Annotated in this window: 19 protein-coding genes; 9 read left to right on the top strand and 10 right to left on the bottom strand. The window is 68.4% G+C overall.

All coding sequences use genetic code 11. The annotated features are described in order from the left end of the window. The first annotated feature begins 307 nt into the window (after positions 1–307). From G3N98_RS14650 to G3N98_RS14640, 3 genes are all read left to right on the top strand, one after another. Positions 308–637, top strand: a complete 330-nt coding sequence (locus tag G3N98_RS14650) for an H-NS histone family protein (protein WP_089429956.1) — start codon at positions 308–310, stop codon at positions 635–637. A gap of 300 nt (positions 638–937) precedes the next feature. Next, a complete protein-coding gene (locus G3N98_RS14645) occupies positions 938–2185 on the top strand; it encodes an MFS transporter (protein WP_089476412.1) in 1248 nt (415 codons plus the stop codon). A 44-nt stretch (positions 2186–2229) separates the two neighbouring features. Next, positions 2230–2781, top strand: a complete 552-nt coding sequence (locus tag G3N98_RS14640) for an LOG family protein (protein ID WP_179257781.1) — start codon at positions 2230–2232, stop codon at positions 2779–2781. Positions 2782–2917: 136 nt separating this feature from the next. On the opposite strand, the gene G3N98_RS14635 is transcribed toward G3N98_RS14640, so the two are convergent. The 4 genes from G3N98_RS14635 to G3N98_RS14625 all read right to left on the bottom strand — a co-directional run bounded on the left by G3N98_RS14635 (position 2918) and on the right by G3N98_RS14625 (position 8910). After that, positions 2918–4027 (bottom strand): polyamine ABC transporter substrate-binding protein, encoded by a 1110-nt coding sequence (locus G3N98_RS14635; RefSeq protein WP_175238619.1) that lies wholly within the window; start codon positions 4025–4027, stop codon positions 2918–2920. Between the two features lie 241 nt (positions 4028–4268). Then, complete coding sequence (locus G3N98_RS39795) at positions 4269–4490, bottom strand: hypothetical protein (RefSeq protein ID WP_089429953.1); 222 nt, start codon at positions 4488–4490, stop codon at positions 4269–4271. Positions 4491–4897: 407 nt separating this feature from the next. After that, the gene (locus G3N98_RS14630; protein WP_206148543.1) at positions 4898–7309 is read right to left on the bottom strand and encodes a hypothetical protein; all 2412 of its coding nucleotides are present in this window, start codon (positions 7307–7309) and stop codon (positions 4898–4900) included. Positions 7310–7347: 38 nt separating this feature from the next. Then, positions 7348–8910: a DASS family sodium-coupled anion symporter gene (locus G3N98_RS14625; protein WP_346779087.1), complete on the bottom strand. Its 1563-nt coding sequence runs from the start codon at positions 8908–8910 to the stop codon at positions 7348–7350. 157 nt (positions 8911–9067) lie between these two features. Here G3N98_RS14625 and G3N98_RS14620 point away from each other — a divergent pair, with 157 nt between their 5' ends. Beyond that, a complete protein-coding gene (locus tag G3N98_RS14620; protein ID WP_206148542.1) occupies positions 9068–9808 on the top strand; it encodes a GntR family transcriptional regulator in 741 nt (246 codons plus the stop codon). 471 nt (positions 9809–10279) lie between these two features. Here G3N98_RS14620 and G3N98_RS14610 read toward each other — a convergent pair whose 3' ends face one another. From G3N98_RS14610 to G3N98_RS14585, 6 genes are all read right to left on the bottom strand, one after another. Beyond that, on the bottom strand, positions 10280–11947 hold the full coding sequence (locus G3N98_RS14610; protein WP_206148541.1) for an ABC transporter ATP-binding protein: 1668 nt from the start codon (positions 11945–11947) through the stop codon (positions 10280–10282). Continuing rightward, the gene (locus G3N98_RS14605; RefSeq protein WP_089476394.1) at positions 11944–12813 is read right to left on the bottom strand and encodes an ABC transporter permease; all 870 of its coding nucleotides are present in this window, start codon (positions 12811–12813) and stop codon (positions 11944–11946) included. The genes G3N98_RS14610 and G3N98_RS14605 overlap by 4 nt, the downstream gene beginning before the upstream one ends. A 13-nt stretch (positions 12814–12826) precedes the next feature. Beyond that, positions 12827–13837 carry an ABC transporter permease gene (locus tag G3N98_RS14600; protein ID WP_089476393.1) on the bottom strand — a complete coding sequence of 337 codons (1011 nt, stop codon included), beginning with the start codon at positions 13835–13837 and terminating at the stop codon, positions 12827–12829. Positions 13838–13899: 62 nt separating this feature from the next. After that, entirely contained in the window at positions 13900–15540 is a 1641-nt protein-coding gene (locus G3N98_RS14595; RefSeq protein WP_206148540.1) for an ABC transporter substrate-binding protein, read from the bottom strand. Positions 15541–15606: 66 nt separating this feature from the next. Then, positions 15607–16182 carry a GNAT family N-acetyltransferase gene (locus G3N98_RS14590; RefSeq protein ID WP_206148539.1) on the bottom strand — a complete coding sequence of 192 codons (576 nt, stop codon included), beginning with the start codon at positions 16180–16182 and terminating at the stop codon, positions 15607–15609. Continuing rightward, positions 16179–17342 carry an MsnO8 family LLM class oxidoreductase gene (locus G3N98_RS14585; RefSeq protein WP_206148538.1) on the bottom strand — a complete coding sequence of 388 codons (1164 nt, stop codon included), beginning with the start codon at positions 17340–17342 and terminating at the stop codon, positions 16179–16181. The genes G3N98_RS14590 and G3N98_RS14585 overlap by 4 nt, the downstream gene beginning before the upstream one ends. A gap of 347 nt (positions 17343–17689) precedes the next feature. Between G3N98_RS14585 and G3N98_RS14580 the strand changes: the two genes are divergently transcribed. From G3N98_RS14580 to G3N98_RS14560, 5 genes are all read left to right on the top strand, one after another. Next, complete coding sequence (locus G3N98_RS14580; RefSeq protein ID WP_206148537.1) at positions 17690–18997, top strand: NtaA/DmoA family FMN-dependent monooxygenase; 1308 nt, start codon at positions 17690–17692, stop codon at positions 18995–18997. Between the two features lie 188 nt (positions 18998–19185). Next, complete coding sequence (locus tag G3N98_RS14575; RefSeq protein ID WP_089433897.1) at positions 19186–19989, top strand: transporter substrate-binding domain-containing protein; 804 nt, start codon at positions 19186–19188, stop codon at positions 19987–19989. 4 nt (positions 19990–19993) lie between these two features. Next, entirely contained in the window at positions 19994–20728 is a 735-nt protein-coding gene (locus tag G3N98_RS14570; protein WP_206148536.1) for an ABC transporter permease subunit, read from the top strand. Continuing rightward, a complete protein-coding gene (locus G3N98_RS14565) occupies positions 20725–21492 on the top strand; it encodes an ABC transporter permease subunit (RefSeq protein WP_089476386.1) in 768 nt (255 codons plus the stop codon). The genes G3N98_RS14570 and G3N98_RS14565 overlap by 4 nt, the downstream gene beginning before the upstream one ends. Positions 21493–21518: 26 nt before the next feature. Beyond that, positions 21519–22901, top strand: a complete 1383-nt coding sequence (locus G3N98_RS14560) for an NtaA/DmoA family FMN-dependent monooxygenase (protein WP_206148535.1) — start codon at positions 21519–21521, stop codon at positions 22899–22901. Positions 22902–22978: the final 77 nt, after the last annotated feature.

Here is a 22978-nt window from a genome sequence, read left to right as displayed (position 1 = left end):
GCCGGCCGACGACATCTGCAACACGACGCCGAGCACTGCTATCATTCGCGCCATGCCGCGCCAGTGCCATGGTGCGACGCTTACTTGCCGCAGCCGTTCGCCGTGCCTTCGTACATGGCGGGCTGTGCGTTGCCGGCCCGGTCCTGTCTGCCATTGATTGACGCACGACGTCGTTTAGTGCGTATCGCGCAAGCCATGCCGGCTCCGGCAAACGATTCAGACATTTGACAGCCCCCATCGGCGGAACTTCGTGGTAGGTTCCGCCATCGGAGCTTTTTGCGAAAACATGCCCAAAGAGGATGAATACATGACCCAGGCCCTGCAGGAACTCGAAGCACAACTTCGGGACCTGAACATCAAGCTGTCGGATGCGAAGCAGAAGGAGAAGCAGGCCGCGCTCGCGGCATTCAAGGAACAGGTCGAGCTTTTGGGAATTTCGCAGCAGGAAGTGCTGAGCGCGCTCGGTTACATCGTCCAGCGAAAACGCAAGGCGCCTGCCAAGTACTACGATCCGACGACCGGCCGCTCGTGGTCGGGCCGCGGCCCGCGCCCGAAATGGCTCGAAGGCAAGGATCTCGATGCGCTCGCCGTCGACCGCGAGGCCAAGACCTGGTGGCCCGGAGACGATCAGGGCTGAAGCCGGCCCGGCCGCCAGGCCACCCGGCGCCGTCCGGTTCGCGCCAGCGGGCCGGACGGCAACACTCCGCAAGCATGCTGCTTTTCATTCGGTGTCCGGCCTGACCGCGGCATCGCCGGCCTCGCCGACGACACCGGATCGCCGTTTTTCCCCTCCCGTTCATTGTCTGCAGATTTCCGCCACGCCGTCCCGCAAGCGGGCGCCGACGCACGCGTGAACCATCGTCACCGGGGGGGCTGCCGGCCCGTCGCTCACGGGCACAGGCTTTAAAATGTCGCCGGACAATCGTGGCAGGACACCATGGCAGCAAACATAGAATCTTCGACGCTCGGCGGCCCGCCGGCCCCGCGCGTGGAGCAGGTCGGCGCGTACGCGTGGAAAGCGCTGGCCGGATCGGCGATCGGCTATGCGATGGACGGCTTCGACCTGCTGATCCTCGGCTTCATGCTGCCGGCGATCACGGCGGCGCTGCATCTGACGCCCGGGCAGGGCGGCGCGCTGGTCACGTGGACGCTGATCGGCGCCGTCGCGGGCGGCATCCTGTTCGGTGCGTTGAGCGATCGGTACGGGCGGGTGCGTGTGCTGACCTGGACGATCCTGCTGTTCGCGGTCTTCACTGGGCTGTGTGCGTTCGCACAGGGCTTCGAGGATCTGCTCGTGTATCGCACCATCGCGGGCATCGGGCTCGGCGGCGAGTTCGGGATCGGCATGGCGCTCGCGGCGGAAGCGTGGCCGGCCAGCAAGCGCGCCCGCGTGTCGTGCTACGTCGCGCTCGGCTGGCAGGCCGGCGTGCTGCTGGCCGCCTTGCTGACGCCGTTCCTGCTGCAGCACATCGGCTGGCGCGGGATGTTCGTGGTCGGCGTGCTGCCCGCGCTGCTCGCCTGGGCGATGCGCAACCGGCTGCACGAGCCTGAAGCGTTCGTGCAGCGCGCGGCGCAGCCGAAGGCCAACGCATTCCGCCTGCTCGTCGCGGACGGCCGCACCGCGCGCACGAGCGTCGGCATCGTGATCCTGTGTTCGGTCCAGAACTTCGGCTACTACGGGATCATGATCTGGCTGCCGACCTTCCTGTCGAAACAGATGGGCTTCTCGCTGACGAAGTCGGGGCTGTGGACGGCGGCGACGGTCGTCGGGATGATGATCGGCGTCTGGGTGTTCGGGCAGCTGGCCGACCGCATCGGGCGCAAGCCGACGTTCCTGCTGTACCAGCTCGGCGCGGTCGTGACGGTCCTCGCGTATGCGCGGCTGTCGGACCCGACCGCGATGCTGTGGGCCGGCGCGCTGATGGGCATGTTCGTCAACGGGATGGTCGGCGGCTACGGGACGCTGATGTCGGAAGGCTATCCGACGGCCGCACGCGCCACCGCGCAGAACGTGCTGTGGAATATCGGCCGCGCGGTCGGCGGCTTCGGCCCGGTCGCGGTCGGCGCGCTGGCCGCGCACTACTCGTTCCAGACGGCCATCGCGCTGCTCGCCGGCCTCTACGTGCTCGACATGGTCGCGACGCTGTTCCTGATTCCCGAGCTCAAGGGCGTCGAGCTCGAATGAGCGCGGCCATCGCGCGCAACACAACGACTTCACTGAAAATTTCGATGCAACAGAAGAACAAGACGATCGGCGTGATGGGCTCGGGCAAGGAGCCGTGGCTCGCGTTTTCGGAGCCGCTCGGCGCCTGGCTCGCGCAGGCCGGTTTCAACCTGCTGACGGGCGGCGGGCAGGGCGTGATGCTGGCGGTCGCACGTGCGTTCGCCGGCGTGCCGGGGCGGGCCGGCCGGTCGATCGGCATCCTGCCGACGCAGGCCGATCCGCTCGCGGGCTTCGTGCCGCTCGACGGCTATCCGCATCCGTTCGTCGACATCCCGATCCTCACGCCGCTGCCGCGCCGCGAGCCGGACGCCGCCCCGGACACGATCAACCGCAACTACGTGAACGTGCTGAGCAGCGACCTCATCGTCGCGCTGCCGGGCGGGCCCGGCACGGCCGAGGAGATCGCGCTCGCGCGGCGCTGGCGCAAGCCGCTCATCTGCTTCGGGCCGGACGGTGCGTTTCGCGAGCTTGCGGCGGGGGCCACGTGCACGTCGTCGTTCGACGATGTGATTCGCTTCGTGGAACACGCGTTTTCGGCGGAGCCGGCGCTTCGATAATTCGCGCGGCGGTCGTTGCGATGCTCGCGTGGCAGGGTCGGCGCCTCGGTACGCGAGGTGACCGGTTCCGATGCGACCACGTGCCGCCGGCGCGAGCAAGCCGCCGGCGGCACGATTCGTTACCGCGGCGCGCGGTTCAGCGCCCCGTCTTCAACTGCGCCCACAGCCGGTTCTGCAGCCGGCGAATCTCCGGCGGCATCGGCTTGAGCAGCGTCATCTTGCTCAGCACCTCGTCGGGCGGATAGACCGACGTATCGCGCGCGATCGCGGGCTTCACGTACTGGCGCGCGGCCTTGTTCGCGGTGGGATAGAACACCGCGTTGGTGATGCCGGCGTTGACCTTCGGATCCTGCACGTAGTTGATCCATTTCAATGCGGCGTCGCGATTCGGCGCGTCCTTCGGGATCACCATCATGTCGAACCACAGCAGCCCGCCTTCCTTCGGGTTCGCGAAGCCGATCTCGTACGGGCGCTTCGCTTCGGCGGCACGACGGTGCGCGATGCCGACGTCGCCCGAATAGCCGAACGCCACGCACAGGTCGTTGTTCGCGAGATCGTTGATGTAGCCCGACGAGTTGAACTGCGTGATGTACGGGCGCACCTTCTTCAGCACCTCGTACGCGGCGCGGTAGTCGGCCGGATTCGTGCTGTTCGGATCCTTGCCCATGTACTGCAGCGTGGCCGCGAACACGTCGACGGCCTGGTCGAGGAACGACACGCCGCAGCTTTTCAGCTTCGCCATGTTGGCCGGGTCGAACACCAGCGCCCAGCTGTCGACCGGTGCCTTGTCGCCGAGCACCTTTTTCACGGCCTGCACGTTGTAGCCGATGCCGTCGGTGCCGTACGCCCACGGCACGCCGTACCGGTTGCCCGGATCGGCATCGGCGACCATCTTCATCAGTAGCGGATCGAGGTTCGCGAGGTTCGGCAGCTTCGACTTGTCGAGCGGCTGGTAGACGCTCGCCTGGATCTGCTTGGCCATGTAGTTCGACGTCGGCACGACGACGTCGTAGCCGGAATTCCCCGACATCAGTTTCGCCTGCAGCGTGTCGTCGCTGTCGTAGTTGTCGTAGCGGACGTGCAGGCCCGTCTGCTTCTGGAAGGTCGGGATCGTGTCCGGCGCGATGTAGTCGGACCAGTTGTAGATGTTCAGTTCGCCGGCCGCGTGGGCGGTCGTGCCGGCAGCCGCGGCGGCCGACAGGATGGCGGCGGTTGCAACGGCGCGGCGAAGCGTGCGGATTCGCATGACGGAGTCTTCCATTTCGGTGCGCGTGTCGAGCCGCAAGGCGCGGGTCGTGGCGCGATGGTTCATCGGATGAAGCAGACGTGCGTGACCGCCGCGCGTGGCGAGCGAGCGTGGGGCACGGCGATCAGGAGTCCGTTCGATTGGGAGCCGGCTTGCAAGGAAACGCAGCGCAAGCCGATCCCGTCACCGGTCGGGTGACACGGCGAGTGGGTCGAACGGAGTCGGGAAAAGAGGCGGGGCGCTAAGGCAGCAGCGATGCCACGTCGTCGGTATGGATCGCGACGTACGCACGCGCGGCGACGGCGTTGTGGCGGCGAACGGAGCGGCGGGACAGGATGGTGTAGATCGACAGAGGCAGGCAAGGGCTTTGCCCGCCGTCACTGTCGTCGGAGGACGCGATCGCGGCGCGCAGGTTTCGCGCGTCGCCTCGTCTCCACCGCACCAGCGGGCCACGGAATCTCACGATTACTCTCGACCGGGTTGTTGAAAGTATTGAACACCTGACGATGCGCCGGCGGCGGCCGCTTCAGGTTTCGGTCATCGCATGTACCGCGCGGCGGCATCGGTTGCGTGACGCGAATTGAAAGCTTGGCGGACACCTGAATCGCCGAAACATGACGCTTCCATGAATCATCAGGTAAATCGCTGTAAGGATGTCTCCGGATTTTCCCTAGGCGTTCGAAGGCCGATGAATGCGTCCGGGTGGGGTGGCGATGGTGGGTGAACGGCGCGCGTGAGGCCGCTTTGCCGGTCGAGACAGGCTCGAAGTGATGAGAATATTCGACGGTTTGCTGGCGCGAGCGTCACCGGGCGAGCGTCGGAAAGACCGTCGCAAGCGCCCGGTGACAAGGTGGGTCGAGTCGGACGCGCTCAATCGTCGAACGTAATGAACTGCGCCGAAGACCAGACCTTCGCATCATCGCGTTGCCGCCCGAAGAAATACACGGGGCGGTGGCCGAACGAGGCGTTGGCCGGGGCGATCTCGATGCTTCCCGAGAGGTCGGTCGGCAACGTCTGCTCAGTCAGCCGTTCGATGGCGAGAAACAGCTCGGTGCCACCGAGCTGGTGCGTCGCGGAGCCGGCTGCCAGCAGATCCGCGCCACGAATTTCATAACGGAACGTCGGCGCATGCGCAAACGGATTGCCGGCCAGCGGATCGCCGACCTTGACGAAACCGTCAATGGTGCCTTCGACGACGATCGTGGCATGGGCCAGGCCGCCCACTTCAATCTCGACGCTGTCGGCATCGCCGTAGGTATCGCTTGCGAAGCCAATGTCGGTCGTCCCGGAACGCCAGGCCGCCTCCTCGAGGTGTTCGAAACCGGTTGACCTGAAATTGTGGATCGTGCCGTTCAGCACACGGATCGTGCCGCGCCAGGAGGCCCAGCGATAGCGATCGCGAATGCGTGCACCTCCCCAGCGAACCCGGATGTGCCGCTGCGCGTATCCCAGCTCCGCGTGAAGATCGCGCTCCCAGATCACGCCGGTATGGTCGTAGGCCGCCACGTATTCCCAGCCTGCATTGCCGAGCAGGCGGTAATCGAGCTTGGCTGGCCCGCGATGGCGGAACGCGTCGCCTTGCCGGTATTCGCCACATTGAACGAGCAGTGCGGTGTGCTCTCCCGTCGTCGCCCAGGTATGACGGGCGCGAAGCGCCTCGCCGACGCTGCGGCGGTCGAGGGATTCGGCCAGCACGCCGGTCAGGCCGCCACGCACGCCGAACACCTGCACGCCGGGCGCGCCACCGCCGGGCCGGCCGCGATGCTCGTCGCCGCTGGCCGCCACGCCGAGCCGATAGCCGCGCGCGATCACGTCCTGGTAAAGCCAGCCGAAGTGCCCCCACGACGACGCGATCTCGACGAGCCGTTCGAGCTCGGGATGGTGCCAGTCGGGGATATAGCGGCGGCCACCGACGTGCGGCATCACCAGATGATGCGCGGCATCGTCCGCATACGCATCCCACAGTTCCTCGACGGGCCAGCGGCCGAGCTCGACCGCATTGCCCTTCATGTCCTCGTTCCAGACCAGCGTGCGGTTGTGCTCGCCGCGCGCGTTGTACGGGAAATCCGGCCGCGCGTCGCCGAGAAATACGACATTGTGGTCGCCGCCCGCGGTCGAGCTGCCGCACCATTCCTGCACCGGATAGACGACGAAGCGGCCCGGGTCGTTGAACTGCTCGACCGCATCCACACCGAGTTGCCAGTTCTCGTCGGTGATCTGGAAATCGTTCGCCGTATAGCCGAGCACGTCGATGCCGCCGATGTCGCGTGCATAGCGCGCGTTGTACGCCGGACTGTTGGTGCCGACCGTATCGTGGGCGTGGACGTGCAGGTCGGCGTACCACGCACGGGGCGCAGGCAGCGACGCGTCGCGCGTGAGCCACGTTTCGGCCGCGCGCACGTCCGGGCGGGCGGGGATGTCGGCCACGATGCGCAGCGTGCCGGCATCGACCGGCAGGTCGTCGACCGCGCAGGTCGCGAGCCCGGCATCGGGCAGCGCGTGCTCGCGTCGGTAGACGGCTTCGCCGCGTGCGTCGTATGCGACGACGCGCGCGGTGCCGCCTGCGTCTCGGCACGCATTGCCCCAGCGGTCCTGCAGCGATAGCCGGAAGGGCGCGCGCGTGCCGGGCCGCACGAAGCGCGGGCCGTTCAGGAGTACGTCGGAAGGTGCGCCGGCACGGATGTCGATCGAGATGTCTCCGGGCACGGCGACGAAGCGCGACGTACCGAGCGGATCGACGTAGAGCCGGAACCGGAAGTTGTCCTCGGCGAAGGTCTGCACGCGCGTGCCGGGGCCGCGACGGCGATCGCCGAGTCGGATCACGATCCGGTCGCCGGCATTCACGTAACCGTCGACGACGTCGACGATCACGGCTTTCTGGAACGGCCGCTCGTGTCCCTTCTGGTCGAAGCGCACGTTCAGCGCCTGCACGGTGGCCGGGCTCTGGCCCGGCACGGGTGGTGCGGCATGGTACTCGGCACTGATGTAGTTGGCGGCGCCCGGGTCGCTGGTCTGGAACAGCGCCCAATCCGAATAGAACTTGAAGGTGGCCTTCAGCCAGCCACCGTCGGCGATGCCCGACGAGCCGACTTCGTAGTCGAGCACGATCTCGCTCCATGCGCCGGCTTCGAGCTGTACGACGTTGCAGCGCACGCGTCCGGCGAACGGCAGGCGTTTGTGGCGCTCATACAGGCCTTCGGGCGCGACGTGCGGGCCCAGGCGGTCGCGCAGCGCGGCGGCGCGGGCATCGACGGTATCGAGGGCGTCGTTGGATTCGTTCATGGTCAATCCGGAAGAAATGGCGATGGAACTCGGGCGCTTCAATGCGCGAACGGCCAGGGCGCGCTCGCGTCCCAGACGGGGATGCCCATGTACGCGTACCACGGTGCAATCACGCAGAGGCCGTAGACGATCGCGATCAGCACGGACACCGCGCCGACCTTCGCGTAGTCGGCCGTCGAGAACGCGCCGCTGCTGTACGCGATGACGCCCGCGGTGATCTGCGTGGGCAGCAGATAGGCGAAGCTGTCGGTATCGCTGACGAGCATCGTGAAGGCGACGGGATGCAGCCCGAGGCGCGGCGCGAGTGCGAGGGCGATCGGCGCGATCATCGTGACGGCCGCGACGTTGGACAGCATGCCGATGCGGATCACGTGCGTGCCGAGCATCACGATCGCGATCGCCAACCACCAGCCGTGACCGCGCGCGGCGACATAGATGTGATCGGCGGCCCAGCTCGCGAGCCCCGACGCGCTGATCGCCGACGACAGCGACAGCGCGCCGGCCAGCAGGAACAGCGTGCCCCAGATCGTGCGCTGCTCGACTTCAGCCCAGCCGAAGCGCAGCACGCCGGGCGCGAACAGCAGCGCCAGCGCGATCAGCGCGACGATTTCCGACGGCAGGTGATGCAGCGGCTCGGTCGCCCACAACACGGCGACGGCGGCCAACAGCATGAGCACGGCCCAGTCGTTGCGCGCCGCGCGCGGTTGCGCGCGGCGCATGGCCGCGATCGCGCCCGGGCCGCCGGGAATCGCGACGGCGCGCGAGCGGAAATGGAATTGCACCCAGGCTTGCGTGATCGCGAACATCCCGAGGTACGGCCACTGGAGCTTGAGCCACGTCAGATACGAGATCCGGATGCCGAGCTGTTTCTCGAGCAGCCCGGACACGACCATGTTCGGCAGGTGGGCCGTCAGGATGCACATGCCGCTGATCATCGCGCCGTAGACGAGCGTCTGGATCACGATCGCCTTGCGTGCGGCACGCTCGCGCGGCGACTCGCCGAACAGCCGGACGATCCCGTTCGTGACGGGCAGCAGCGTAGCGGCCCGAGCATTCGCGGCCGGCACGACGAGCGCCATCACGCAATTCACCGCGAACATGGCCCAGATCACGCCGTTGGCGGTTCGCACCTTCAGGCGATCGAGGAGCAACAGGGCGATGCGGCGGTCGAGTCCACACGCCTGCATGATCGCGGAGAACAGGAACGCGGCGAGGCACAGGAACACGACGGGCGCGGCGAAGCCGCTGGCCGCCTTCGGAAACGACGGGCTCGCATGCGACAGCACGAGCAGCATCGGCAGCAGGATGCCGCTCACGCCGACCGGAACCGCGTCGGTGATCCACACGATCGCGACCCACGAAACCACCGCGAGTGTCGCCTTGCCTTCCGCGGACAGATGCGCGGGGGCAGGCAGCCACCAGGCGATCGCGAAGAACGCGAGCCACGCTGCAGCGAAGCCGATCGCGGCACGCCAGTGCGCGCGATGCGATCGGCCGGCCGCGTGCGGATCGGCGTGTCGCGTCGCCGGCGATCCGGCCGATGGCGGCCGGCTGGCGTGCGTGCTGTCGAGCGGCGGCGTGCCGATTGCGTTTTCAGTCACTGGTATGCTCCCCGTGCGTCGGGCCCTGGGACAGCAGGCCCGATCGTCTATCGAGATGTCATAATACGTATTAATACAAGTTGGTCGATCCAATTGCTTTTCATATCGAAATCAGGATTCGCGCATAGCGCGAGCCGGGCACGGAGAGGAAGATTCGATGACGCTGTTGCGTGATGATGCGACGTCGCTTTACGAGCAGATCGCGACGACGCTGCGCGATGAGATCGAGCAAGGCGCGTACGAGCCGACCGGCAAGCTGCCGTCCGAGGCGCAATTGAGCGAGCGTTTTCAGGTGAGTCGCGTGACCGTCCGGCTCGCGCTCGACCGGCTGACCGACGCGCGAGTCGTCGAGCGCAAGCAGGGCAAGGGCACGTTCGCCGCCAAGCAGCGGCTGCGGCATCGACTGGATGTGCTGCGTGGACTGCACGATTCGATCGCGGGACAGGGGGCCAAGGCACGGATGGAACTGCTGCGCATGGAGGCGTGCGACGTGCCGCCCGGCCTGCGACACGCGTTCGCCGCCGACGTCACGCGCTGCGTCTATCTCGAACGCCTGCACTGGGTCGACGACGCGCCCATCGCGCTCGCGCAGACCTGCCTGCTGCCCGAAGCGAGCGACGTCGCTTTTGCGCGGGCCGACAGCCTGCCGACCTACGAGCTGCTGGAGCAACTGCTCGGCTGGCGCATTGCCGACGCCGACATGTCGGTGACGGCCGTGGCCGCGCCCGACGATATCGCCGTGTGGCTCAAGACCGCAAGGCAGGCGCCGCTGCTCGTGTTGCGGCGCACGTCGCGTCTGGCCGACGGCCGCACGTGTGAATCCACCGTGTTTCATATTCGTCCGGAGCGCTTCGATCTGGTGGTGCGAAGCGGTGTCGAAGCGCGATTTGTCGGTTGAACATGCGTTTGGCCGTGGGCCGTGGCAATGGCCATGCGCAGTCAGTCGGTCGATCGGGCCGGCGTCGAATACCGCTGAAGCGCTGCTCGCGCTGCACCGTGCGGGATGACCGTCGCGCGCCTGAACGGTTCGCACGGCTCCCTCGACTGGCATCGGGCGACCATCGAGCTGATCCGGCGGCCCTTGCCGGATCTCCCGATCCTGCTCGATATTCCCGGGCGAAAGATTCGTACCGTGCAACTACGCACGGAACCGTCACGCAAGGCCCGGCCACGCGCACGACTCGATGCCGCGCGTGCGTGCCGGTTCGGCGGATACGGAAGCCCGAGAGGCTCGCGTCAGTGACCGCACCCGGGTGCCGCTACGCAGACATGTTGCCGGCCGCGCGCTGGATGATGGCGCCGAGATGGATCCGGCGGGGAGAGGCGGGCGTCGATCGACGCATGGCAGCGGCTCGGTGAAAAGCCGTGGTCAGGCGACGGCGGGCAGCGGCGACGCCGCACGGGCGTCGGGCAGAAGCGGCAGCGCGTCGAGCAGCGATGCGGTGTACGGGTGCGACGGCGCGCCGAACACCCGGTCGACAGGGCCGCTTTCGACGACGCGGCCGCCTCGCATCACGAGAATCCGGTCGGCGACGTGATGCACCACGCCGAGATCGTGCGAGATGAACAGCATCGCGGTGCCGTGCTCGGCCTGCAGGTCGGCGAGCAGGTCCAGCACCTGCGCCTGGATCGACACGTCGAGCGCGCTGACCGGCTCGTCCGCGACGAGCAGCGCCGGATTCGACGCGAACGCGCGCGCGATCGCGACGCGCTGCCGCTGGCCGCCGGACAGTTCGCGCGGATACCGGTCGATGCAACCGGCGCCGAGCTGGACTTCGTCGAGCAGCTGCAGGACGCGGCGGCGCCGCGCGTCGCCACGGATGCCGGCCACGTCGAGGCTTTCGCCGACGATCTGCCCGACCGAGTAGCGTGGGTCGAACGAGCTGTACGGATCCTGTGCGATCAACTGCAGCCGCGCGCGGCGCGCTCGCCGCGCGGCTTCCGGCACGCCGTTCCACGGCTGGCCGTCGAGCGCGACGGCGCCGTTGTCCGGTTCGACGAGCCCGAGCACGATTCGCGCGACGGTGGATTTGCCGGAGCCGGATTCGCCGACGATGCCGAGCGTCTCGCCGCGCGCGAGCGTGAACGACACGCCGTCGACCGCGGCCGGCGTGTCGCGGCCGCCGTAGCGTTTCGTCAACGCGTCGACGGCCAGCACCGGCGTGCCCGCATCGATGCGCTTCGGCGGCAGCGGCACGCGCGGGGTGGCTGCGAGCCGGAACCCGCGTGACGCGGCAGTGGGAATCGCCGCGAGCAGCTGCCGCGTGTACGGATGCGTCGGCGCGCTCAACACGTCGCGTGCCGGCCCTTGCTCGACGATCCGGCCGCCGCGCATCACGAGCACGCGATCGGCCAGTTCGGCGACGACCGCGAGATCGTGGCTGATCAGCAGCACCGCGTCGCCGGCATCGCGGCGCGCACGCAGCAGCGACAGGATCTGGCGTTGCACGGTCATGTCGAGCGCGGTGGTCGGCTCGTCGGCGATCAGCAGCGCCGCGCCGCCCGCGATCGCGGTGCCGATCAGCACGCGCTGCCGCAAGCCGCCCGACAACTGGTGCGGATACTGCGGCAGCCGCCGCTCGGGGTCGTCGATGCCGACCGAGCGCAGCAGGTCGGCGCTGCGCGTTGCGATGTCGCGCCGCCGCGTATCGTGCAGCGCTTCGGCGACGAGGTCGCGCACGCGCCACAGCGGGTCGAGCGACACCAGCGCGTCCTGCAGCACATAGCCGATCCGGCGGCCGCGAATGGCGCGCCAGTCGCGTTCCCGATGGCGGCGCACGTCGATGCCGGCGATGTCGAAGCGTGCTGCGTCGATCGCGGCATGCGGGCCGTTCAGCCCGACGAGGCTGCGCGCGGTCACCGACTTGCCGGAACCCGACTCGCCGACCAGCGCGACGCATTCGCCGGCATGCAGCGTGAGATCGAGCGGCCCGACGACGGGCTGCGCGCCGCGGAACCCGACCGTCAGCTGCTCGATGCGGACCAGCGGCGCGCCACGCGCGGGCGTCGGCTGCGACACGGCGCCGATCGTACTCATGCTGCCTCCCGCCGCTCGAAGCGCGCCTGCCAGTAGCCGCCGAGCGCATTCACCGCGATCACGGCCGCGGTGATCGCGAGGCCGGGCCACACTGCGATCCACCACGCGTTGTACAGATAGTTGCGGCCCTCGGCGAGCATCAGCCCCCATTCGGCTGCCGGCGGTTGCGGCCCCATGCCGAGAAAGCTGAGCCCCGACGCGCCGATGATCGCGGTGCCGAGACCGATCGTCGCGAGTACCGGCACCTGCGCGATCGCGTGCGGCAGCACGTGGCGCCAGACCAGCACCGCCGGCGCGAGGCCGAGCGTGCGCGCGTGCTCGACGTAACCGGAGGATGCGACGACGAAGGTCTGCGCGCGCACGACGCGCGCGAAGCGCGGCACCGACGCGACGCCGAGCGCGAACACCAGGTTCACCGCGCCGGGGCCGGTGAACGAGATCAGCATCAGCGCGAGCAGCAGGTCGGGGAACGCGGACACGACGTCGAGCACGCGCGTGATCAGCTCGTCGAGCCAGCCGCGGGCGAGGCCGGCGAGCAGCCCGAGCGCGGTGCCGAACAGCGTCGCGACGCCGATCGCGGCCACGCTGATCGACAGCGAGTAGCGTGCGCCATACACGACGCGCGAGTAGATGTCGCGGCCGAGCTGGTCGGTGCCGAGCCAGTGCTCGGCGCTGCTGCCGAGCTGCGCGGACAGCGGATCGGCGGCGAGCGGATCGCCGTGCGCGAGCCAGCCGGGCGCGACGACGGCGACCACGTTCAGCAGCAGATAGACGGCGGCGAGCGCCAGCCCCGGATGGCGGGACAGCCAGCCGGCCGTGCCGCGGGTCGCGCTCGGGCGCAACGTGAGATCGACGGGAACGGACATCGGTGCCTCCGGTTCAATGCCGTGCGCGGCGTTCGCGCAGGCGGGGATCGATCAGCAGGTACAGCAGATCGACGGCGGTGCTGAGCGCGACGTAGATCGCGGCCGACAGGATCGCGATCGCGAGGATCACCGGCATGTCCTTCGACAGCACCGCGTCGACCGTCACCTTGCCGAGGCCCGGCCGGCCGAACACCTGCTCGGTGATCACGGCGCCGCTCAGCAGCCCGCCCACGAGCCAGCCGGCGAGCGTGACGGCCGGCAGCGCCGCGTGGCGCAGCGCATGGCGCACGCGCAGCGCGAACCCGCCGATCCCCCACGAGCGCACCGTCAGCGCATACGGCTCGTCGAGCGCGCGCTCGATGCCTTGCCGCAGCACGCGGCCGATCACCGCGCCCTGCGCGAGCCCCAGCGACAGCGCGGGCAGCACGAGCGACGCGAAGCCGCGATCGCCGGCCACCGGGAACAGCTTCAGCGTGAAGCTGAACACGAACAACAGCATGATTCCGAGCCAGAACGACGGCGTCGAGGCCAGCAGCAGTTCGACGCCGGACGCGGCGCGCCCCGCCCAGCGGCGGCCGGCCGTCAGAACCGCGAGGCCGACCGCGAACACGATCGTCACGACGAGCGCCGCGCCCGTCAGCTTCAGCGTCGGCCACAGCTGCCCGAGCACGAGCGGTGCGACGTCCGTGTTCAGGATGTACGAGCGGCCGAACTCGCCGTGCAGCACGCGCCACAGGTAGTGCACGTATTGCAGTGCGAGCGGTTCGTCGAGTCCCCATTCCTGGCGGATCGCGGCCTCGATCTCGGGCGTGCTCAACTGCTCGCCGATCAGGATGCTGACGATATCGCCCGGCGCGAGATGCACGGCCGCGAACGACAGCGTGATCGCGGCCCACAGCACGAGCACGCCGGTGGCGAGCCGCGTGACGACGGGCGAGCCCGGCCAGCGTCGCCATGCGGCCGGCGACGGCGCGGCCGGCCGTGCGTCAGGGAGGGAGGCGGGAGCGGAGGTCGAATGGCTCATTGGGAAATCTCCTGTCGGGTCGGCGCGCACCGTGATGCAAAGGCGGGCCGCTGCGCGCCGGCTTACTGCTTCACCCACACGTCGTACGGGTTCTCCGGCATCTGCGCGAACGAGCGGAAGCGCAGCCCCTGGACGGCCTTCGCGGCCGCGATCTGGTCTTCCGGTTCGTAAAGCGGGACCGCGTACGCCTGTTCGTTGATCGCGAAGCGCTGCAGCTCGCCGTACGACTGCTTGCGCTGCGCGACGTTCTGCGTACGCGCGGCCGCCTGCAACCAGCGCGTCAGTTCGGGCGCCGCCGCACGGCTGTAGTTCAGCGCGCCGCCGCGATCGACCGGCAGGTAGTGGCCCTCGATGTCGATGCCGTCGGGCGGCGTGTTGGAGTTCGCGATCGAGCCGAACTTGCCGCTCTTGCGCGCTTCGACGTACGTGCCGTCGTCGACGTACTGGATCTTCAGGTCGACGCCGAGGCGTTGCCGTGCCTGCGCCTGCAGTGCCTGCAGCAGCACGTCGCGCTGATCGCGTACCGTCGCCTGCGCCTGGATCACCGCGATCGTCAGGCGTTCGCCGTCGCGGGTCCGGTAGCCGCTGCTGTCGCGTGCTTGCCAGCCGGCTTCGTCCAGCAGCTGGTTCGCCCGTTTCGGATTGTTGCCGTAGGTCTTTTCGACAGCGGCGTCGTAGAGCGGATCGATCGGCGACGTGATCCCCCACGCGCGCGTGCGCTCGCCGCGGTAGATCGACTGCACGATGCCGGTCGCGTCCAGTCCTTCGAGCAGCGCGCGGCGTACTTTCACGTCGCGGGTCGGGCCGTAGTCGACGTTCAGGAACAGTGAGTAGGGCGTGCCGGTATTGAGCGCGCGGCGATACGTGAAATCGGCGTTCTTGCGGATCAGTGCCGCGTCGTTGCCGGACACGCCTTCGATCACGTCGACCTGGCCGGACAACAGCGCGCCGGTGCGCACCGACGATTCGGGGAGGAACCGGTAGACGATCCGGTCGAGGTACGCGGGGCCCTGGTGGCCCGCCGTCGGCGGCGCCCAGCGATAGTCGGGGTTCTTCGCGAACTCGATTTCCTGCCCTTTCACGTACCGCTTCAGGATGAACGGGCCGGTGCCCGCGATGTCGGTGCCGCCCGACTTCAGGCTCGGCCGGCCGAACGCGTTCGGCGACAGCAGCGGCAGACGGCCGGCGAACGTCAGGAACGGCGTATACGGCGCGTCGAGCGCGATCACGACCGTGTGCGCGTCGGGCGTCTTCACGTCCGCGACGTGCGAGATCAGCCGCGCAAGCTGGCTGCCGGCCGAGTACGACAGTTCGCGCGCGTTCAGGAAGTTGCGGGCGACGGCCTGCGCGTCGAACGGCGCGCCGTCGGTGAATTTCACGCCGTCGCGCAGCGTGAACGTGTAGGTCTTGCCGTCGGCCGAGACCTTGTAGCCGGTCGCGAGCCACGGCACGTAACTGCCGTCGGGCTTCTGCGCGAGCAGGCTTTCGTAGGCGTTGCGCAGCAACAGCTCGACCTTGTCCTGGCCGTTCAGTTGCGGATTCAGCGTGCGGGGCTCGGTTTCGACACCCCAGGTCAGCGTGCCGCCGGGGACGGGTGTGCCCTGTGCGAACGCCGCATACGGCATCGCGAGTGCGAGCAGCAACGCAGCCGATACGGTGTGGCGCGACGCGCGGAAAGCGGAATCCGGAAATGCGAGAGTCATGCGTTGAAGCCTTTCACGAGATGGATGGCAGGGGATGCACTATGCGAAGCAGGGTGTGCCCGCGCGTCACGCGTTCACGGGGACAGGCAGGCGCTCCGGCGCGGCGTCGGCCGTCGCCGGATCCTCGTAGAGAGCCGGGATCAGGATTTTTCTGAGCCAGACGAGCGGCGTGCCGAGCGCGTTGGTCGAGCGATCGAACGGCACGTAGCCGCCGCGCTCGTAGTACGACTGCAGCCATGGATGGTGGATCGCGGTCGCGAGATACGTCGCGGGCGCCTTGACCTGCGCGGCCAGGAATCGTGTCTCGACGTGTTCGAGCAGCGTGTGCCCGAGCCCTTGCCGCGTGAACGCGGGCGCAACCGCGAACCAGTGCAGGAACGGATAGGGCGTGCGATGGCGTTCGCCGGATACCCACGGAAACCGCACGGTCAACGTGGCCGCGAGGGCGGTACGGCCGTCGGGTGCCGCATGTTCGAGCACGAACGTCGTTTCGCGCGCGACGGCTTGCGCGACGCGTTCGATCGGCGAGCGCGTGATCGTGAAGTGCACGCCCTGCGCCGCGAGCGGCGCGTAGGCGTCCTGCAGCAACGCGTAGACGGCCGGCACGTCGTCCGCGCGGGCGATGCGAATCGTATCGGTCATGGCGCGGTGCCCTCGAAGTCCGGTTGGCGTGCGATCGTGCGTGCGCCGGCATCTCGCGCGTTCGCGTTGGCTTCGTCGCGCGCCCCCGCCGCCGTGTCGTCACCGTCGGCATGCGCGCCGGCCAGCAAGCGCAGCGACGCAATGCGCGGGGCGGCGTCGGCGACCGGCGTGTCGACGACGAATTCGGCAATCCCGTGGCGGCGATGCAATGCGTCGAGCTCGTGCAGCACGTCGTCGCGCGTGCCGTGCACGATCCGCGTTTCGCGCGGGTCGATCCGGTGCGGGCCGCCGCCGGCCTGGCGGATGTACGCGTGCGCCTGTTCGAGGCTGCCGACGTTGACGGCGGGCGTGTCGCCCACCTGAACGCGAAAGCCCTGATGTCCGCTCGCGAGTTGCGCCGCCGCGTCGCGGGTGCCGGCGACGATCGCGGAGACGGCCAGCAGCGGCGTGCGGCCGCCCGACGCGTCGCGATAGGTGTCGAACGTGCGCTCCAGATCCGTCGCGGAGGCATTCAGATGCGACGCGTAGACGAACGCCCAGCCGAGCCGCGCGGCGAGCGTGGCGCTTTCCGCGCTGGCGCCGAGCAGGAACGGTTGCGCGGGCTCGGGCGGGCGTGGCGTCGCATGCAGCGTAGCGCCATCCTGATCGGTCGCGTCGGCTGTTGCATCGTCGCCCTCGAGATGACGATTCAGTTCCTCGGCCAGATCGGCGAACGACGCGCGCCGCGCCGGATCGTAGCCGGCCTGCAGCGCACGGGTCGACAGCGGCAGGCCGCCCGGCGCCTTGCCGATGCCGAGATCGACGCGGCCGGGCGCGAGCGACGCGAGCAGGTTGAAGTTTTCCGCGATCTTGTACGGACTGTAGTGCTGCAGCATCACGCCGCCCGATCCGACCCGAATGCGCCGCGTCTGCGCGAGCACGTGCGCGATCAGGATTTCCGGCGACGGGCACGCGAGCGCGGCGGTGTTGTGATGTTCGGCGAGCCAGTAGCGGTGATAGCCGGCCGCATCGGCGAAGCGTGCGAGCGACACGGTGCGCGCCAGCGCGTCGGCGGCGGTTTCTCCGGGCGCGACGGGGCTCTTGTCGAGCACGCTCAAGCGGAACGGCAATGCGGACAAAGCGGACAAATCGAAGTGGGAGCGGAGGGCGTCGAACGTCATGATGAAGCGATCGGCGCGGGTCGAAACGGCCTGATCAGCGGATTTGGCATGCCGAATTATTTTGCGTCGACGTTCGCACGGTCAAACAATCAAGAAGAATATCGAAAGCCGAAAATATTCGTTCCGGCCGCCCCGGGGGCTTGCGTTATGGTCGTTGGCTGCGCGCCTCGCGGCGCGTGCGTGGAGCCTGACCGACGGTCCGACGCGAGTACGCTCGCCGTCGCGATGCCCGCGGGCACGCTCCGATTCTCAGACCGAACGGAATCACGAGGAGTGCGAATGAACGAGCAACGCGAACGACGTACGGCCCTCACGGCGTGCCATCGCGCGACGACCGGAGCCGCGTCATGAGCGGCGCACGCAGACGGCTGAAGACGCTCGTCGGCGCGGCGAGCGTGCTGTACGCGCCCGGCGATGCGGATGTCGCACAGGGTGTGCGACGTGCGGCGTCGCTCGCACGCAGGGCGGAGGCCGAGAAGATCACCGGCCTCTTTACCGCCGACCTGCTGCAGGCCGATGCGGCCGGCCTCGCGGGCACCACCGGCAGCCAGGAGCCGATCGTCGCGCTGGCGGCGCTGAGCCAGGCGACGTCGGCGATCGGCCTCGTCGCGACGGTGTCGACCACGTATCACCATCCGTACAACCTCGCGCGGCTGATCGGCACGCTCGACCACGTGAGCGGCGGGCGGGCCGCGTGGAATGCCGTCACGTCGTCGGTCGGCGAGGAGAATTTCGGCGATGCGGCGCTGCCCGACCCCGAACGGCGTTACGCGCGTGCGGCCGAATTCGTCGAAGTCGTCAACGCGCTGTTCGACGCGAACGATCCGCGCGCGACGCGGCGCGGGCAGGGCGGCGGCATCTCGGTCGATCCGCGCCAGCTCGGCGCGATCGACTACCGCGGCGAGCACTTCCAGGTGCAGGGGCCGCTGAACGTGCCGCCGTCGCCGCAGCGCAGGCCGGTGCTGTTTCAGGCCGGGCAGTCGGCCAGCGGCGTATCGCTCGGCGCGAAGTACGCGGAGGTCGTCTATACGTCACAGCCGACGCACGACGATGCGCGCGCATTCGTCGCCGAGCTGCATCGGCAGGCCATCGCATTCGGCCGCGCCGACCGGCTGCCGCTCGTGATGAACTCGTTCCATTCGGTGATCGGCGAATCCGATGCCGACGTTGCGCGGCGGTTGCGCGACAAGCATGAACGCATCGACTACGAACAGGGCAGGCTGAAGCTCGCGGACATGCTCGGCGGCGGCGTCGACCTGCGCGAGCTGCCGCTCGACCAGCCGTTGCCGGCGTCGCTGCTGCCGGCGATCGACAGCGTGCATCGCCGGCGCGGACGCGTCGCGATCTTCGTGGGCTACGCACGCCAGCGGCTGACGCTGCGCGAGCTGATCATCCGTGCGCAGGAGACGGGCCACTGGTCCGTCGCCGGCACGCCGGAACAGCTCGCCGACGCGATTGAAACGCGCTATCGCGCGGGGCTCGTCGACGTGCTGTCGTTGCACGGGCTCGGCCAGCCGGACCAGGAAGACCTGCTGCTCAACGGGTTGCTGCCCGAATTGCGGCGGCGCGATCTGCTCGATACCGACTACGTAGGCGGCGATTTTCGCGCGAACCTGGAACTGCCGGCGTTGCGGCGCGAGGCCGTGGCGGCGTGAACGACGGATGAACCGCGTACCGTGCCGTACGTCGGACGGTGCGCGGTTTCGTGCATATCGTGCATATCGCGCGATCAGATATCCATCGCAAAAATAACCATTTGGTACACGCATCGGCGCGCATTACAGTCACGCCTCCTGCCGGCTGCAACGCCGGTCGTTCCGACGTTATTTCAGAAATTCGCCACATGAATCGTTTGATGCGTTCCAGGGTCCGCCGTGCCGCGGCCGCGCTGTTCGTGCTCGGCCTCGCGCCGATTTCCCACGCGGCCCAGCCGACGTTGCGCGTCGGCATCGACGCCGAATCGTATCCGCCGTTCTTTTCGAAAGATGCCGGCGGCAAGTGGAAGGGCTGGGAAATCGACGTGCTCGATGCCGCATGCGGCAAGCTGAACGTGCGGTGCGAGCTCACCGACATTGCATGGGACGGCCTGATTCCGGCGTTGCAGAACCGCAAGATCGACGTGATCTGGTCGTCGATGACGATCACCGGCGAACGGCAGAAAGCGATCGACTTCAGTCGTGCCTACTATGAGTCGCCGACGGTGTTCGTCGGCGCGAAAAGCGACCGGCGCCGCGTCGACTGCGCAGTGCCCACGACCTTCAAGGGCAGCGTGATCGGCGTCGAGGCCGGCACGAACTTCTCGGCGTTCCTCGATGCCCGCTTCAAGCAGAACGTGCAGATCAAGGCGTTCGACAAGTTCGACAATGCGCTCGCGGATCTGGTGTCCGGTCGCGTCGACTACGTGCAGGAAGGCAAGGGGCTGTTCACGGCGTTCCTCGCGTCGCGCGACGGCAAGGACTTCGAGGTCAAGGCCACGTGCGCGGACGATCCGGTCCTGGGCCTCGGTGTCGGCGCGGGCGTGCGGCGCGGCGATGCGCTGCGCGGCAAGCTGTCGACCGCGATCGCGCAACTGCAGCAGGACGGCACGTGGGATGCGATCACCGCCCGCTATCCGAACCTGAAAGGCACGATCGAGAAGGGGCGCTGAGCGCATGGCCGCGGACGATTCGCTGCTCGCGTTGCTCGCATTCGGCGACGGCGGTTATGGCCGCGTGTTCGCGGGCGCGTTCGCGCTGACGTTCGGCGTCGCGGCGGCGTCGTTCTGCGCCGGCGTGCTGCTCGGCATCGCCGGCGCGCTCGGCAAGCTGTCGCGATACGCGGCGCTCGTGTGGCTGGCGCGCCTCTACACGACGCTCGTGCGCGCGCTGCCCGAACTGTTGTGCCTGCTGCTCGCGTTCTACGCGGTCGCACCGGCCATCGAGAACGCGCTTCGCGGCAGCGGCATGGTATCGGGCGACTTCGCGTTCGATCCGTTCGTCGTCGCCGCGCTGTCGCTCGGTTTCATCCAGGGTGCGTATCTCACCGACATCTTCCGCGCGGCGCTCGTCAACGTGCCGGTCGGCCAGATCGAAGCCGCGCACGCGTACGGGATGACGCCATGGCAGACGTTCGCGCGCATCCGGTTCCCGGCCGCCGCGCGGCTCGCGCTGCCGGGCGTCGGCAACGTGTGGCTGAACGCAACCAAGGACGCGTCGTTCATCAGCGTGCTCGGCTCGTTCACCGATCTGCTGAAGGCGAGCCAGCTCGCGGCCGGCGCGACGCGGCACTACGTATTCTTCTATCTGGTCACGGCCGCACTGTTCCTGCTGCTGAGCATCACGTCGACCGGCCTCTTCGCGGCGCTGGAGCGGCATGCGAACCGCGGCACGAGGCGCGCGACGACATGATTTTCTCGCTGCCTTTCCTGCTCGACACGGTGATGCCGAAGCTGCTCGCCGCGGTGCCGACGACCCTGGCGTTGCTGCTGTTGTCGGGTATCGCCAGCGTGGTGATCGGCATTCCGCTCGCGCTGGCGGCGGGTTCGCGCCACGCAGCCTGCCGCTGGCCCGCGCGCGGCTGGATCATGCTGGTTCGCGGAACACCGCTGCTGGTGCAGCTTTATCTGCTGTATTACGGCTTCGGCCAGATCGTCCCGCGCGAATGGATGCGCGACAGCTGGGCGTCGCCGCTGTTGCGGGACGCGTTCTGGTATGCGGTCGTCGCGTTGAGCGTGAACGAGGGCGCCTATGTCGCGACGATCCTGCGCGGCGCGATTGCCGGGGTGCCGGCCGGCGAGATCGAGGCCGGCTTTGCATACGGAATGACGCGGGCGGGTGTACTGCGCCGGATCGTCGGTCCGCGTGCGTGGCGACTCGCGCTGCCGGCGCTCACCGGCGAAGCGATCCTGCTGCTGAAGTCGACCGTTCTCGCGTCGACCGTCACGGTGTTCGACGTGATGGGGACGGCCAATACGCTTCGTTTCGAAACCTTGCGCGTTTATGAGCCGCTCGCGGGCGCGGCGATCGTCTATGTCGTGCTGGTCGCGCTGCTGACGATTCCCGCCGCCCGTCTCGAGAAACACCTCAACCGCTACCTGACGCGCGAGCCCGACGATCGCCCGCCCGCACGGCGCCGCCGCGCATCGTCCGGCGCGTGGGCGGCACCCAACTGATTCCTGCTTTTGCACTGAACACGACGATGTCCGATCCTCGCCCCTTGCTGTTTTCCCTTTACGAACAGGCCAGCGTCGGCTGCGGCGGTGCGCCGAGCCTGTGGACCCATCCCGCCGACGAACGGCTGCGCGCGAACACGCTCGCGTTCTGGTCGAACCTCGCGCGCACGGCCGAGCAGGCCGATCTCGACATGCTGTTCTTCGCGGACGTGCTCGGCCTGTACGACGTCCATGGCGGGTCGGCTGACGCGGCGGTCCGGTGGGCGGTCGAGGCGCCCGCGAACGATCCGATGATGCTGATTCCGGCGCTCGTCGCGCAGACCGAGCGGCTCGCATTCGGCGTGACCGCGAGCACGACCTACGAGCACCCGTTCGCGCTCGCGCGGCGCTTCAGCACGCTCGACCACCTGAGCAACGGCCGGATCGGCTGGAACATCGTGACCTCCTATCTGACGAGCGCGGCGCGCAACTTCGGGCTCGACCGGATGATCGGCCACGACGAACGCTACGCGCGTGCGGAGGAGTTTCTCGACGTGGCCTACAAGCTGTGGGAAGGGAGCTGGGCGGACGACGCGGTCGTCGCCGACAAGCGCGAGCCGCGCTACGCGCGCGGCGACCGTGTGCGGCCGATCGCGCACGAAGGCACGCATTATCGCGTGCATGGCCCGCACGTCTGCGCGCCGTCGCCGCAGCGCTCGCCGGTGCTGATCCAGGCCGGCTGGTCGGGGCGGGGGCGCGAATTCGCGGCGAAGCACGCGGAAGTGGTGTTCGTCGCGAAGTCGAATCCGCATGAGATCCGCACCGGCCTCGATGAAATCCGGCGGCTGGCGGTCGAAAACCGCCGGGCAGCGGAGGATGTGAAGGCGCTCACGGTGCTGCGGATCGTGACGGCGCGTTCGTCGGCCGACGCGAAGGAGAAGTACCACGCGCTGCAGCAGCACTATCACCTGCAGGCTCAACTCGTCAGCTATGCGGGCGATACCGGCATCGACATCGATCGCTATGCGGACGACGAGCCGTTGACGACACAAACGGAAGGGCTCACGTCCTACGTGGTGCGGCCGGACGGCAGCGGCAAGCCGCTCACCGCCGGCGACGTGCGGCGCAAGTTCGCGAATGTCACGCGCGGCACCGACCTGATCCTCGTCGGCTCGCCTGACGAAGTCGCCGACCAGCTCGCCGAGCATGCGCGGCAATCGACGACGAGCGGCTACATGCTCAATCCGCTGATCAGCCCGGGCACGCTCGACGATTTCGCCGAACTGATCGTGCCGGAACTGAAAAAACGCGGCCTGTACCGAGCGACGCCGGCGAGCGGCACCTTCCGTTCACGGCTGAGCGGGCGGGACCGCCTGCCGGACACGGCCTATGGCGCTTCGTTCCGGTTTCCGGTGCCGGAAGCGGGCTGACGAGCCGATCAATACCGGACGACCCTCAGCGGAGTTGCGTGACATGACCCACGACGACCTGTTTCTCCTGCAAGCGC

This window comes from Burkholderia sp. Tr-20390, assembly GCF_017104595.1.
GTDB lineage: Bacteria > Pseudomonadota > Gammaproteobacteria > Burkholderiales > Burkholderiaceae > Burkholderia.
Note: the sequence above shows the minus strand (reverse complement) of the source record. Positions and strands in the feature narration are given on the sequence as shown.

What these genes read in the sequence shown, in the direction of transcription:
- G3N98_RS14650 (WP_089429956.1), top strand. Translation starts at nt 308, where the DNA reads ATGACCCAGGCCCTGCAGGAACTCGAAGCACAACTTCGGGACCTGAAC.
- G3N98_RS14645 (WP_089476412.1), top strand. Translation starts at nt 938, where the DNA reads ATGGCAGCAAACATAGAATCTTCGACGCTCGGCGGCCCGCCGGCCCCG.
- G3N98_RS14640 (WP_179257781.1), top strand. Translation starts at nt 2,230, where the DNA reads ATGCAACAGAAGAACAAGACGATCGGCGTGATGGGCTCGGGCAAGGAG.
- G3N98_RS14635 (WP_175238619.1), bottom strand. Translation starts at nt 4,027, where the DNA reads ATGCGAATCCGCACGCTTCGCCGCGCCGTTGCAACCGCCGCCATCCTG.
- G3N98_RS14630 (WP_206148543.1), bottom strand. Translation starts at nt 7,309, where the DNA reads ATGAACGAATCCAACGACGCCCTCGATACCGTCGATGCCCGCGCCGCC.
- G3N98_RS14620 (WP_206148542.1), top strand. Translation starts at nt 9,068, where the DNA reads ATGACGCTGTTGCGTGATGATGCGACGTCGCTTTACGAGCAGATCGCG.
- G3N98_RS14610 (WP_206148541.1), bottom strand. Translation starts at nt 11,947, where the DNA reads ATGAGTACGATCGGCGCCGTGTCGCAGCCGACGCCCGCGCGTGGCGCG.
- G3N98_RS14605 (WP_089476394.1), bottom strand. Translation starts at nt 12,813, where the DNA reads ATGTCCGTTCCCGTCGATCTCACGTTGCGCCCGAGCGCGACCCGCGGC.
- G3N98_RS14600 (WP_089476393.1), bottom strand. Translation starts at nt 13,837, where the DNA reads ATGAGCCATTCGACCTCCGCTCCCGCCTCCCTCCCTGACGCACGGCCG.
- G3N98_RS14595 (WP_206148540.1), bottom strand. Translation starts at nt 15,540, where the DNA reads ATGACTCTCGCATTTCCGGATTCCGCTTTCCGCGCGTCGCGCCACACC.
- G3N98_RS14590 (WP_206148539.1), bottom strand. Translation starts at nt 16,182, where the DNA reads ATGACCGATACGATTCGCATCGCCCGCGCGGACGACGTGCCGGCCGTC.
- G3N98_RS14585 (WP_206148538.1), bottom strand. Translation starts at nt 17,342, where the DNA reads ATGACGTTCGACGCCCTCCGCTCCCACTTCGATTTGTCCGCTTTGTCC.
- G3N98_RS14580 (WP_206148537.1), top strand. Translation starts at nt 17,690, where the DNA reads ATGAGCGGCGCACGCAGACGGCTGAAGACGCTCGTCGGCGCGGCGAGC.
- G3N98_RS14575 (WP_089433897.1), top strand. Translation starts at nt 19,186, where the DNA reads ATGAATCGTTTGATGCGTTCCAGGGTCCGCCGTGCCGCGGCCGCGCTG.
- G3N98_RS14570 (WP_206148536.1), top strand. Translation starts at nt 19,994, where the DNA reads ATGGCCGCGGACGATTCGCTGCTCGCGTTGCTCGCATTCGGCGACGGC.
- G3N98_RS14565 (WP_089476386.1), top strand. Translation starts at nt 20,725, where the DNA reads ATGATTTTCTCGCTGCCTTTCCTGCTCGACACGGTGATGCCGAAGCTG.
- G3N98_RS14560 (WP_206148535.1), top strand. Translation starts at nt 21,519, where the DNA reads ATGTCCGATCCTCGCCCCTTGCTGTTTTCCCTTTACGAACAGGCCAGC.